This window comes from Methylobacterium sp. W2 (assembly GCF_020662345.1).
Lineage (GTDB): Bacteria > Pseudomonadota > Alphaproteobacteria > Rhizobiales > Beijerinckiaceae > Methylobacterium.
The window spans coordinates 54,599-66,778 of sequence record NZ_VMOA01000029.1; the positions used below are offsets into that span (position 1 = coordinate 54,599).

At 68.3% G+C, this 12,180-nt stretch carries 12 protein-coding genes; 7 read left to right on the plus strand and 5 right to left on the minus strand.

Annotation, left to right across the window (positions count from 1 at the left end):
- Position 1 precedes the first annotated feature (1 nt).
- From FPV16_RS16455 to FPV16_RS16475, 5 genes are all read left to right on the plus strand, one after another.
- Positions 2-940 (plus strand): choline kinase family protein, encoded by a 939-nt coding sequence (locus tag FPV16_RS16455; protein WP_227439467.1) that lies wholly within the window; start codon positions 2-4, stop codon positions 938-940.
- 5 nt (positions 941-945) lie between these two features.
- Entirely contained in the window at positions 946-1,740 is a 795-nt protein-coding gene (gene hisN, locus FPV16_RS16460) for a histidinol-phosphatase (RefSeq protein ID WP_413629312.1), read from the plus strand.
- Positions 1,741-1,808: 68 nt separating this feature from the next.
- Positions 1,809-2,735 carry a histone deacetylase family protein gene (locus FPV16_RS16465; RefSeq protein WP_227439469.1) on the plus strand — a complete coding sequence of 309 codons (927 nt, stop codon included), beginning with the start codon at positions 1,809-1,811 and terminating at the stop codon, positions 2,733-2,735.
- Between the two features lie 342 nt (positions 2,736-3,077).
- Positions 3,078-5,276, plus strand: a complete 2,199-nt coding sequence (locus tag FPV16_RS16470) for a histidine kinase dimerization/phosphoacceptor domain -containing protein (RefSeq protein ID WP_227439470.1) — start codon at positions 3,078-3,080, stop codon at positions 5,274-5,276.
- A complete protein-coding gene (locus FPV16_RS16475; RefSeq protein ID WP_227439471.1) occupies positions 5,276-5,917 on the plus strand; it encodes a biliverdin-producing heme oxygenase in 642 nt (213 codons plus the stop codon). The genes FPV16_RS16470 and FPV16_RS16475 overlap by 1 nt, the downstream gene beginning before the upstream one ends.
- A 13-nt stretch (positions 5,918-5,930) precedes the next feature.
- Here FPV16_RS16475 and FPV16_RS16480 read toward each other — a convergent pair whose 3' ends face one another.
- Positions 5,931-6,236: a hypothetical protein gene (locus tag FPV16_RS16480; RefSeq protein ID WP_056250956.1), complete on the minus strand. Its 306-nt coding sequence runs from the start codon at positions 6,234-6,236 to the stop codon at positions 5,931-5,933.
- A gap of 243 nt (positions 6,237-6,479) precedes the next feature.
- Here FPV16_RS16480 and FPV16_RS16485 point away from each other — a divergent pair, with 243 nt between their 5' ends.
- Both FPV16_RS16485 and FPV16_RS16490 read left to right on the plus strand, forming a co-directional pair.
- Positions 6,480-6,659: a hypothetical protein gene (locus tag FPV16_RS16485; RefSeq protein WP_056250959.1), complete on the plus strand. Its 180-nt coding sequence runs from the start codon at positions 6,480-6,482 to the stop codon at positions 6,657-6,659.
- Between the two features lie 58 nt (positions 6,660-6,717).
- Positions 6,718-7,092 carry a hypothetical protein gene (locus FPV16_RS16490; protein ID WP_227439472.1) on the plus strand — a complete coding sequence of 125 codons (375 nt, stop codon included), beginning with the start codon at positions 6,718-6,720 and terminating at the stop codon, positions 7,090-7,092.
- 13 nt (positions 7,093-7,105) lie between these two features.
- On the opposite strand, the gene FPV16_RS16495 is transcribed toward FPV16_RS16490, so the two are convergent.
- Genes FPV16_RS16495 through FPV16_RS16510 form a run of 4 tightly spaced genes read right to left on the minus strand, consistent with a single transcriptional unit; the run spans position 7,106 to position 12,060 of the window.
- Positions 7,106-8,716 (minus strand): ABC transporter ATP-binding protein, encoded by a 1,611-nt coding sequence (locus FPV16_RS16495; protein WP_227439473.1) that lies wholly within the window; start codon positions 8,714-8,716, stop codon positions 7,106-7,108.
- Between the two features lie 2 nt (positions 8,717-8,718).
- On the minus strand, positions 8,719-10,140 hold the full coding sequence (locus FPV16_RS16500; protein WP_227439474.1) for a M20 family metallopeptidase: 1,422 nt from the start codon (positions 10,138-10,140) through the stop codon (positions 8,719-8,721).
- Positions 10,141-10,183: 43 nt separating this feature from the next.
- On the minus strand, positions 10,184-11,149 hold the full coding sequence (locus FPV16_RS16505; RefSeq protein ID WP_227439475.1) for an ABC transporter permease: 966 nt from the start codon (positions 11,147-11,149) through the stop codon (positions 10,184-10,186).
- A complete protein-coding gene (locus FPV16_RS16510) occupies positions 11,146-12,060 on the minus strand; it encodes an ABC transporter permease (RefSeq protein WP_227439476.1) in 915 nt (304 codons plus the stop codon). Before FPV16_RS16510 ends, FPV16_RS16505 begins: the two co-directional genes overlap by 4 nt.
- Positions 12,061-12,180: the final 120 nt, after the last annotated feature.

Consider the following 12,180-nt stretch of genomic DNA (forward strand, 5'->3'; position numbering starts at 1 on the left):
GATGAGCTGGACAGGCTTGGGCGACGGCATCAGCGAGGGCGAGCGCGCCTTGGAAGGCGTGCTGGCCGGCATCGCCTCCTGGCAGGGCCGGCCGATGCGCTACCGGCCGGTGGCGGGCGGGATCAGCAACACCAATTGGCACGTCGCCATCGGGGACGCGCGGGATGTCTTCGTGAAGATGCCCGGTCGCGGCACGGAGATGTTCATCACCCGCGACCATGCCAACGAAGCCAGCCGCCGCGCCCATGCCTGCGGCTACGGCGTCGAGGTCATCGACTACCTGCCCGATGCCGGCGTCGAGATCTTCGCCTTCGTCGAGGGCTACCGCGCCTCCTCGAATCTCGACTTCCTGCGCCCCGCTCTGCGCCATAACGCCGTGCGCGCCCTCAAGGCGTTCAACGATTCCGCGCCGCTCGGGCTGACGAAGACGATCTTCGAAATGATCGAGGAGCATGTGGTCCAGGTGGCGGAGGTGGGCGGCCGACTTCCCGCCGACCAGGCCCATCTGATGCGCTGCGTAGCCGAGGCGAAGGCGGCGATGACGGCCTCCGGCCTCGATCTCGTGCCGTGCATGAACGATACGCTCGCCGGCAACTTCATGATCGACGCGGCCGACAATGTCCTGCTGGTCGATTTCGAATACGCCTCCAACAACGAGCGCGCCTACGAGCTCGCCCTCTGGTTCGACGAGATGGCGTTCCCCGACCTCATCGAGCGCGAGATGATCGAGGCCTATTTCGGCCGCTGGACCCCCGCAATCGACGCGCGGATCGCTGTCCTGAAGGCGCTCGGCGATCTCAAATGGGCGACCTGGGCGATGATCCAGGAGGCCGTCTCCACCCTCGATTTCGACTATTACAAATACGGAACCTGGAAGCACATGCGGGCCCGAACCCTGTTCCACCATCCCGACTGGCCGCTCTGGCTGAAGCGCCTGTGATGAGCATGGACGCAGGGTCGCCCCCGGCCGGGAACGCGGCGACGAAGGCGGATTTCCTCGCCTTCGCCCATCGCCTCGCCGATTTCGCCGCGCCGCTCGCCCGGCACTATTTCCGCACCGAACTGCCGGTGGAAGCCAAGGCCGATGCGAGCCCGGTCACCGCCGCCGACCGCGCCATCGAATCCCTGCTGCGCGCCGAGATCCGCAGCGTCTATCCCGACCATGGCATCCTCGGTGAGGAGGAGGGCGGCGATTTCGAGCGGCCGCTCACCTGGGTGATCGACCCGATCGACGGCACCAAGAGCTTCATCACCGGCATGCCCCTGTTCGGCACGCTCATCGCCCTGGTCGCGGACGGGCGGCCGATCGTCAGCGTCATCGACATGCCGGCGCTAAGTGAGCGCTGGTGCGGCACCGGCGAGGCCGCGTGGTTCGGCGGTCGGCCCGCCCGGACCAGCGACAGGCACCTGTCCGAGGCCCGCCTGTTCGCCACCTCCCCGGACATCTTCGCAGGAAGAGATTCGGAAGCCTTCGCCCGGCTCAGCGAGGCAGTCGGCCTGCGCCGCTTCGGCGGCGATTGCTACGCCTACGGCCTCCTCGCCAGTGGTCATTGCGATCTCGTGGTGGAAGCGGGGCTCCAGATCTACGACGTGATGGCCCTCGTGCCGGTGGTGGAAGGGGCGGGCGGGGTGATCACCGACTGGGACGGACGAGCCCTGACGCCCGCCTTCGACGGACGGGTCGTGGCCGCGGCCAATGCCGGCCTCCACGCCGACGCCCTCCGACACCTGAGGACCTAACTCCCGCTCCTGTCATCCCTCGTCCAAACTGGTATACCTGATGCCAATTTGACGAGGGGAGATGTCCGATGACCGTCCTGTTCCATCACGCGGCTTCGCTGGAGCACCGCACGCCGCACGGACATCCCGAGCGGCCGGAACGCATGAAGGCGGTTCAGGAGGCCCTGGGCACGGCGGACTTTGCCGGCCTCGACCGTCGCTCGCCCGAGGCCGCCGCCCTCGAAGCGGTGTTCCTCGCCCATCCCGAGGAATGGGTCCGCGCCATCCTCCGCTCGGTGCCGAGCGAGGGCCTCGCCCATCTCGATTCGGATACGGTGCTCTCGCCCGGCACCATGGATTGCGTCCTGCGCGGCGTCGGCGCCGCGGTGCAGGGCGTCGACCTCGTGATGACGGGCGCGGCCCGCAACGCTTTCTCGGCGATGCGGCCGCCGGGGCATCACGCGGAGCGCACCAAGGCGATGGGCTTCTGCGTCTTCAACAACGCGGCGATCGCCGCCCTTCACGCCAGGACGGTGCACGGGGCGGAGCGCGTGGCCATCGTCGATTGGGACGTGCATCACGGCAACGGCACGCAGGACATCGTCTGGTCCGACTCGTCGGTGCTGTTCTGCTCGACCCACCAGATGCCGCTCTATCCCGGCAGCGGTGCGGTCTCCGAGGAGGGCGAGCACGGCACGATCGTCAACGCGCCGCTCAAGCCCTTCGCCGACGGCGACGCCTTCAAGGAGGCGATGCGAAGCCGCATCCTCACCCGTCTCGAGGCGTTCAAACCCGACCTCATCGTCATCTCCGCCGGGTTCGACGCCCATTGGCGCGATCCCCTGGCTAACCTGATGCTGGAGGCCGAGGATTTCGCCTGGGCCACGGCCCAGGTGATGGAGATCGCCGGCCGCACCTGCGACGGCAGGATCGTGTCGCTGCTGGAGGGCGGCTACGACCTGAAGGGGCTCGGCGATTCGGTCGCCGCCCACGTGTCGGTGCTCATGGAAGCGTAAGCAGGATCGAGAGTGGGATCGATCCGGGCAAGTCGTCCCTATCAGTCCAGGCAAGCTCCGATCAACACAATCCTGTTTGTATGAAAGCACACATAGCCGGTGGGAAAACTATGTGTGGCGTCGATATGGCAAAGCTGCATAGAGTCACTAGATAAATCCCCGTCCATCTTCGGCGGTCGATGGATGCCCTCCCCCAGCGTGCCTCTACGCTGCGGGATGGTCTCAGCGAACCGCCCCCGTTAGCCGTCAGCGGAAGATCTTTCTCCGGAGACGCGGCTCAGGTGTTTCGAGAGGGCGGCCGTTCAGGCTTCCGACTGCCCGCAGACGCTACAGAATGGACGTATGACGCAACTGAGTGCCCCCCGGACGGCCGATCCGGCCCTGGATCCTCGTCAGGACGGCGACGTTTCGGATCTCGGTCCCGACCTGACCGTCTGCGACCGCGAGCCGATCCATATTCCCGGGGCGATCCAGCCTCACGGGCTCCTGCTGGTCGCGGGCGTCGAAGACCAGAGGGTGGTCGGTGGCGCGGGCGACATCGAGGGAATGCTGGCCACGGAATGGACCGGCCGGACGCTGTCCGAACTCCTCGGCGCGTCCCATGCCGCTCTCCTTCTCGACGCGCCGCAGGACGAGACCATCGTGATCGGGCAGGTCGAGGGCCTGCGCGCGGCGATGGATGCCACCGCCCGCTTCCAAGACGGCCAATGGCTGGTGCAACTCGAGCCCCAAGCTGCCCAATGGACCGATGCCACCAGCCTGCTCAGTTGGCTCGACCGCGCCGGGAGCGCGCTGGAGCGAGCCGCCGACCTCAAGACCTTGTGTGAACGGGCCGCGACGTCGTTCCGCGAGGTCACCGGGTTCGACCGGGTGATGGTCTATCGCTTCCTCGACGACGATGCCGGTGTGGTCATCGCGGAGAGCCGCGTCCCCGAACTCGGCAGCTTCCTGCATCACCATTTCCCGGCCTCCGACATCCCAAAACAGGCCCGCGCGCTCTACATCCGCAACCGCGTCCGCGTGATCCCCGACGTCGCCTATGCGCCGCAGCCGATCCGGCCCAAGGAACTGTCCCGGCTCGACCTCAGCGACATCGACCTGCGCAGCGTCTCGCCGATCCACCTTCAATATCTGCGCAACATGGACGTGGCGGCCTCGGCCTCGATCTCCATCGTCAAGGACGGCATCCTGTGGGGGCTCGTCGCCTGCCACCACCGCACGCCCCGCACCCTCGCCTTCGGACAGCGGATGGCCTGCCAGGCCCTGGCGGGGAGCGTCGCGCGCCAGATCAGGTCGCGGGAGGAAGCCGAGGATTACCGCGAGCGGCTGCAGCTCCGCAGCGCCGAGGACGTGGTCTCCGGAAAGGTTCTGGGCGAAGCGCCCCTCTCCAACATCCTGGTCGAGACGAGCGAGGACCTGCGCCGCATGCTCGGGGCCGACGGCTTCGCCATCCTGCAGGGCAGGGATCTCCACCGTACCGGGCGCTGCGCCGAGGAGGCCGATCTGCGCGAGATCGCGGCCTGGGTGCGGACGGTGGGCGGGGCGCAGGCCCTCCACACCCACGCCCTCAGCAAGCAGTTCCCGCGCGCGGCTGCCTATCGCGCCCTTGCGAGCGGTCTCCTGGCCGTGGTCCTGTCGGGGGATGAGCCGATCATCCTGATGTGGTTCCGGGCCGAGCAGATCGAGCTCGTGAACTGGGCGGGCAACCCGCACAAGGCCGCCGTCGCCGTCGGCGACACCCTGAGCCCCCGCGCCTCCTTCGAAGCCTGGACCGAGGAGGTCCACGGCCATGCCAAGCCCTGGACCCTGCCCGAAATCGAGGCGGCGCAGCGCATCGTGCGTGAGTTGTACGAGGCGCGCCAGACCCGGCGCATCCGCGAACTCAACCGCGAACTCGCCGCCACCGTGGCGGACAAGGAAAGCCTGCTGGTCCAGAAGGATTACCTGATCAAGGAAGTGAACCACCGCGTCCAGAACAGCCTTCAGCTCGTCTCGGCCTTCCTATCCCTGCAGGCGAGAGCGGAGGGCAATGCGGATCTCAGCAATTCCCTGGGCGAAGCGCAGCGCCGTCTGTCCGCCGTGGCCCTGGTCCACCGGCGGCTCTACAGCGACGACAATGTCGAGATGATCGATCTCGCGCGCTACCTCGAGGATCTCGTCACAGAGATGAGATCGTCGATGGGGCCCGACTGGGCGGAGCAGTTCAGCACCGATTTCGCCCCCGTGACCATTCCCACCGATGCCGCCGTGAGCATCGGGCTGATCCTGACCGAGCTCGTCATCAACGCCAACAAATACGCCTATGCCGGTGCCGTCGGGCCGATCGCCATCAGCCTCGAACAGCATCGCAACCGGTTCCGGCTGATCGTCGCCGATCAGGGCCGGGGCAAGACCGGCACGCGGAGCGGTTTCGGAACGCGGATGCTCAATGCCATGGTCGACCGCCTCGGCGGCACCATCGAGAACACCAACAACCATCCGGGATTGAGGGTGATCATGACCGCCTCGATCGGCGCGCCCGAGCCGGCCGGCCGTCCGTGATGGGAGCAGCCAACGCCTCCGCCGATCTCGCGCATCCGGCATTGAGCGAACGGCTTCGGGAGGAGACGCGCGACAGCCATGAGGATCTGGAACTCCGGCTCGACTGGCGGCGGCGGATGGCGACGCGGGAGGGCTACCTCGCTCTCCTCACCCGCTGGTGGGGGTTCCATCGGGTCTTCGAGCCCGCCGTCGCCGCACGCTTCGGCCCCGCGTTCGCGCAGCCGCGCGGCAAGCTGCATCTGCTGGAGCGCGATCTCGTCCATTTCGGACTGACCCAGGACATGATCGAGGCGCTGCCGCGGTTTACGGCGGGCACCGGCTTCCACACGCGTCCCGGGCTTCTCGGCGCGCTCTACGTCACGGAAGGCTCGACCCTGGGCGGACAGGTCATCGCCCACCACATCCGCCGCAGCCTCGGGGCGGAGATCGCCTCGGGCGGGTGCGCCTATTACGAGGGCTACGGCAAGCGGGACACGGGGGCGATGTGGGCCTCGTTTCGAGCCTTCCTCGACCGATCCGGCGAGGAAGGCCCAGCGGACACCGTGATCGAGGGCGCCCGTTCGACCTTCGACGCCCTCAAGCTGTGGCTCACCGCCGGCCTCCCGCAGGATTCCGGTCCGGCTGGACCGTCACAGCACTGATCGACGAGCCGGATCAGGCGGCGTCGATCGCGCGTCCGCCATAGGTTTCGAAGGACGTCATCACTTTCTCGGTGAGCCCGTCATCGAACGCGACGGTGACGCGGATCTCGCCTTCGAGGGCGGGCTCGCCCTCGGTGCCTTCCTTGAGACGGCCATCCTCGATATCGGCCCGCGCCGCCTCGGTCCCGGCAGTGTTGTCGTCGCCGGCGGGGGCGATGGTCACGGCGCTCCGATCGATCCCGTGTTCCTGGACGATGTGCTCGACTGCGGTCTCGGCATCGCGGCGGCTCTTGAAGTCGGCGGACATCGTCTTCGACATGATCACGGGTTCCGGGGGTTGCCTCGAGGCTTTGTGAACCCGCGGCCGTGGGAAAGGTTCAGCGCCGAATCGGAGCCGCCCTCGCCGGATGCCCCATGACGGAGGTGAAATACGCAGCCGTTATTTCATCTTGGCCACACTCCGATGGAATCTTGTGTTTCAGGCTCTGTTTCCACCAACAAGACGCCAATTTTGATGCAAACAAATGTTGTCCATCGCGCAATGCCCGGTTAAGTGCGGCTCATGCCTAAGCTCGAATCTCTCCTGGACCGTCTCAAAGCTCGCCAGCGCGCCCTGATCCTGGAAGCGGCGGAGCACGACACGATGCCGGCCGACAGCACGCTGCGCCGCATCGCGGAGCTGGAAAATGCGATCGCCGCAGTGGAAGCCGTCCTCGACGAGACGCGGGCGCTTGCCCGCTAGCGAGCCTCGGCCGACCACCTATCCGCGACCAGGGCGCCGGGCGACGCCTCATGCCCTGATGGCGGCTGCCTTCATGGCGGGCATCGCCGCATCGGCCGGTGCCATGGTTCAGGAGGCGATGGCGCAGGAGGCGCCGGCTGCCGGGGTCGATCTCGATCTCCTCGAACGGCGCTGGCACAAATGCGTGCGGCAGGCCTTCTCCGGGCAACCCGCCGGGTTGGCGACCCAAGCCGCGCAGAAAGCGGCTTTGGCCGAGTGCAAATCCCTGGAGAACCAGTACGTCTCGGCAATGCTGGTGGCCCAGGCAGCCGAGGCCGAGGCCCGTCGGCAGGGCAAGCCATCGATCGGCGCGAGGGCGAGGGGCTGGGCCACCTCGCTCCTGTCCTACGTGGTCGACCCGGTGACCTCCTGGATCGACGCCTGGCGCAAGTAGCGCCCCTCGCGCCTCAGGCCCCATCCATCTGCAATCCCGGCACGGCCGAGAGCAGATCGCGCGTGTAGGGATGGTCCGGCCGGCGGAACAGATCCGCGGTCCGCCGCTGTTCGACGATCTCCCCGCGATGCATCACCGCGATCCGGTCGCAGATCTTGGCCGCGACACGCAGGTCGTGGGTGATGAACAGCATCGCGAGGTTCAGGCGCTGCTTCAGATCCTCGAGGAGATCGAGCACCTGGGCCTGGACCGACACGTCGAGGGCCGAGACGGCTTCGTCGGCCACCAGCACGTCGGGCTCCATGGCGAGCGCCCGGGCGATGCCGATACGCTGGCGCTGCCCGCCGGAGAAGGCGTTGGGATAGCGCTCGGCGGCACTCGGCGACAGGCCGACGAGATCGAGCAGTTCGCGCGCCCGCGCCCTGGCCTCGCGGGCCGGAATGCCATGGGCGATCGGCCCGGCGGTGATGATCTGCTCCACCGTCCGGCGCGGGTTGAGGGAGGCGAAGGGGTCCTGGAAGATCATCTGGATGCGCTTGCGCTCGGTGCGAAGCACCCGCGGTCCCAGCGCCGTGTAATCCAGCGCGCCGAGGCGGACGGTGCCCCGGTCGGGGTCGATGAGCCGGATGGCGAGGCGCGCCGTGGTGGATTTGCCCGAGCCCGATTCGCCGACGAGCCCCAGGGTCTCGCCGCGCCGGACGTCGAACGCCACCTCCTTGACCGCGTGGACGATGCGCGGCGGCCCGAACAGCCCCCGGCGCGAGGTGTAGGTTTTCGTCAGGCCGATAGCCGAGAGGGCGATGGGCGCGCCCTCCCGTGAGTCGCGCTCCGGGGGCACGATGCTCGGCACCGCCGCCAGCAGCGCCTTGGTGTAGGGATGCTGCGGGTTCCTCAACACCTCGTCGGCGGAGCCCGATTCCACCAGCTTGCCGCGCTGGAGCACCGCCACATGGTCGGCGATGTCCGCGACGACGCCGAAATCGTGGGTGATGAACAGGACGCTCATGCCCCGCCGCCGCTGCAGGTCGCGGATGAGCTTCAGGATCTGCGCCTGGGTGGTGACGTCCAGCGCCGTTGTCGGCTCGTCGGCGACGAGGATCGACGGCTCCAGCGCCAGAGCCATGGCGATCATCGCGCGCTGGCGCTGGCCGCCCGACAGCTGATGCGGATAGGCGCGCACGATCTGCGCCGGATCGGGCAGGCCGACTTCGGTGGCGAGCGCGATGACCTTGGCCTTCCGCTCGGCCGGGGTGAGGAGGCCGTGCGCCTCGAACATCTCGGCGATCTGGTCGCCGATCCGCATGACCGGGTTGAGGGCCGTCATCGGCTCCTGGAACACCATGGCGATGCGGCGCCCGCGCAAGGACCGCCAGTCGCGCTCGCCGAGGGTGAGCAGATCGCGGCCCTCGAAGACGATGCTGCCGGCGACCGGCGTCAGGGCCCGCGGCAGCAGGCCGGTGAGCGCATAGGCGCTCATGGATTTGCCCGAGCCCGATTCGCCGACGACGCACAGGATCTTGCCCGGCATCAGGTCGAGGGAGAGATCCTCCACCGCATGCGGCCGGTCCGCCCCCTTCGGCAGGGCCAGGGTGAGGTTGCGGATGCTGACGACAGGCTCGCTCATGGTCAGGTTCCCCGTTTCGCGTCGCGCTGGGCCAGGATGCCGGGTCCGGTCTCGCCGAGATCCCAGAACAGGCCGGCCATCAGCATCAGCGCCTCCCGGCTCATCGGCCCGAGCAGGTGCTCGTCCGGCCCGTGCTGGAGGCAGGCCGGGTAGGAATGCGGCACCCACAGGGTCGGCAGACCGAGGATCTCGGAGAAGGCGTCGTTGGGCAGAGAACCGCCGAGATTGGGCAGCAGGGCCGGGCGCTTGCCCGTGCTGGCTTCGATGGAGGCCAGAGCCCAGCCGACCCAGGGATCTTCCACGGGAAGCCGGGTGGCGCGGAACACCTCGGAGCGGGTGGCCCGCACCTCGACCATGGGGAAGCCCTTCGCGTCGAGATGGGCGCGCACGGCCGGGATCAGGCCTTCCCAGTCGGTGCCGACGACGAAGCGGAGCTGCAGCGTCGCCTTGGCGTGGGGCGGCACGGCGTTGAGCGGGCCGTCCGGGTCGCCGGTCTTGAAGGCCAGCACTTCGAGGGTGTTCCAGCCGAAGACGCGCTCGGCCGCCGTGAGGCCGGGCTCGCCCCACTCCTCGTCGATCGTCGGCGCGGTGGGGTCGGTCCCCACCGCGATGTCCGACAGCGCCGCGCGCACGCCCTCGGGGATGGCGGGCGGTCGCAGGGCATCGAGGAGGATCGTGCCGCGCCCGTCGACCAGGGTCGCGATGGCGTTGGCCAGCACCGTGCCGGGGTTGCGCAACAGGCCGCCCCAATTGCCGGAATGATGGCTGCCCTCGCGCAGGTTGACGACGAGCTCGAACGTGTAACCGCCGCGCGAGCCGAGGAAGAGTGTGGGGCGCTCCGCGCTCACCCGTGGCCCGTCCGAGGCGATGAGCACGTCGGCGGCGAGAGCCCGCGCTTCGGCACGGCACAGATCGCGCAGGCCCGGCGAGCCGGATTCCTCGCCCATCTCGATGAGGAGCTTGGTGTTGAAGCCGAGGCGCCCGCCTCTCTCCGCCATCACCGCCTCGAGCGCACCGAGATTGATGATGTGCTGGCCCTTGTTGTCGGCGGTGCCACGGCCGTACCAGCGGTCCCCCTCGACGACGATCGCCCACGGGTCGAGGCCGGCGCGCCACTGTTCGGGATAGCCGCGCACGGTGTCGCCGTGGCCGTAGATCAGCACGGTGGGCAGGGCGTCGCCCTCGTGCCGCTCGGCGATGAGGAAGGGGCCGTGCTCGCCGTCGGGATTGTCGAGGATGCGGCCGGTAAAGCCCAGCGGCGCGATGGCGGGCATGAGGAAGTCGGTGAGGTAGGCCTGGAGCGCCGGCAATTGCCCGGTGGTCTGACTCTCGGTGGGGCGGGCGACGGCATCGTGCAGGACGCTGAGGAAGTCGCCCTCGTCGTAGTGGCGCGCGGCGCGCGCGATCGCATCGTGTCGGGACATAGATCCGCTCGGTGTCGGGTGGGAATGGAAGGGAAGGGGGCGCTCAGCGCCGCCCCTCGGGGGCCGTGACGTCGCGCAATCCGTCGCCGAGGAGGTTGATGGCGAGCACGAGGACGAGGAGGGCGACGCCCGGGATGGTGATGACCCAGGGCTGGAAGAACATGTACGGCTTGCCCTCGGCGATCATCAGCCCCCAGGAGGGCAGGGGCGGCTGGACGCCCAGGCCGAGGAACGACAGGGCCGCTTCCAGCAGGATCGCATGCGCCATCTCCAGGGTCGCCACGACGATGAGGGCGTTGAAGATGTTGGGCAGGATCTCCTGGAACAGGATCCGGGCATTCGAGAAGCCCGAGGCGCGGGCCGCCGCGATGAAGTCCTGGTCGCGGATCTGGCGGGTGGCGGCTCGCGTCACCACGGCGAAGCGGTCCCACAGCAGGAAGCCGAGGACGAGGACCACCACCTTGAGCGAGCCGCCCACGAGGGAGGCCATGGCCAAAGCCACAAGCACCACCGGCATGGCGAGGCGCGTGGTGACGATGTAGCTCACCACCGCGTCGACCTTGCCGCCGAAATAGCCGGCGCAGATGCCGAGCACGGTGCCGATCAGGCCGGAGATGCAGGCCGCCGCGATCCCGATGAGGAGGGAGATCTGGCTGCCGTAGATCAGGCGGCTGAGATAGTCGCGCCCGAGCTTGTCGGTGCCGAGCACGTGGTCCCACGTCCCCTTCGCGTTCCAGATCGGCGGGATCAGGCGGCGCGAGACGTCCTGGGCATAGGGGTCGTGCGGGGCGATCAGGGGCGCGGCCAAAGCCGCGAGGACGATCCCGCCGAGGATCACCGCGCCGATCATGAAGCCGCCGTGGTGGAGGCCGCGCCGGAGGGCGAGCGCGGTGGGCGAACGCGACGCGGCGAGCGGCGCGTTCGCCTCGGGCAGGGGAGCGGCCTGGACCAGAATGTCGGCGGAGGGAAGGGTGGGAGCCACCGGGGAGGAGGACGGCTGAAGGGTCATTGGCGCAGCCGGGGATCGAGGAAGGCGTTGAGGAGGTCGGCGGCCAGGGTCAAGGCGATGTAGATCATCGCCAGGACCAGCACGATCGCCTGGACCACGGGGAAGTCGTTGCGGGCAATGCTCTCCCAAGCGAGCTGCCCGAGCCCCTGGAGTGAGAACACCGCTTCGATCACGATGGAGCCGCCAAGCATGAAGCCGAACTGCACGGCGGCCAGTGCGATCACCGGGATCACGGCGTTGCGCAAGGCGTGCCGGATCAGGATTTTTCGCGGGGGCAGGCCCTTGGCGCGGGCCGTCCGCACGTAGTCGGAGGCCAGCACTTCGAGCATGCCGTTGCGGGTGAGCCGCATCACGGCGGGCATGGCGTAGTAGCCGAGCGCGATGGCCGGCAGCACGAAGTGTTTCCAGGTCGTGTTGCCCGAGACGGGCAGCCAGCGCAGGTTCACCGAGAAGACCATGATCAGCGTCAGGCCGAACCAGAAGCTCGGCATCGCCTGGCCCAGCACCGAGACCGACAGAGCGAGCCGGTCGATCCAGGTGTCGCGCTTCACCGCCGCCAGCACGCCGAGCGGGATCGCCACGAACAGGGCGACGGTGAGCGCCACCACGCCGAGGAACAGGGTGATCGGCATGCGGGAGGCGAGGAGGTCGACCACGCTTTCCCGGAAATAGAACGAATTGCCGAAATCGAAATGCAGCGCCTTCCAGGCCCAGGCGGCGAACTGCGCCAGCATCGGCTGGTTCAACCCGTACTGGACCCGGATCGCCTCCACCTGGGCGGAGGTGGCCTCGGGGCCGGCAATGGCGGCGGCGAGGTCACCGGAAAGGTGCAGCAGCATGAAGCTCGCCACCGACACCGTCACGGCGACCGCGATGGCGACGAGACTTCGTTGGATCATGAACCTGAGCATGGGCCGGTTCCTTCGTTACGGGTCGTGTCGTGTCGTTCGTCGTCTGGACGCTTCTTCGACTCTGCCGAGCGCGATGCGCAGGCTTCTCCCTCCCCCCTCTGCGGGGGAGAGGGGGGGGGG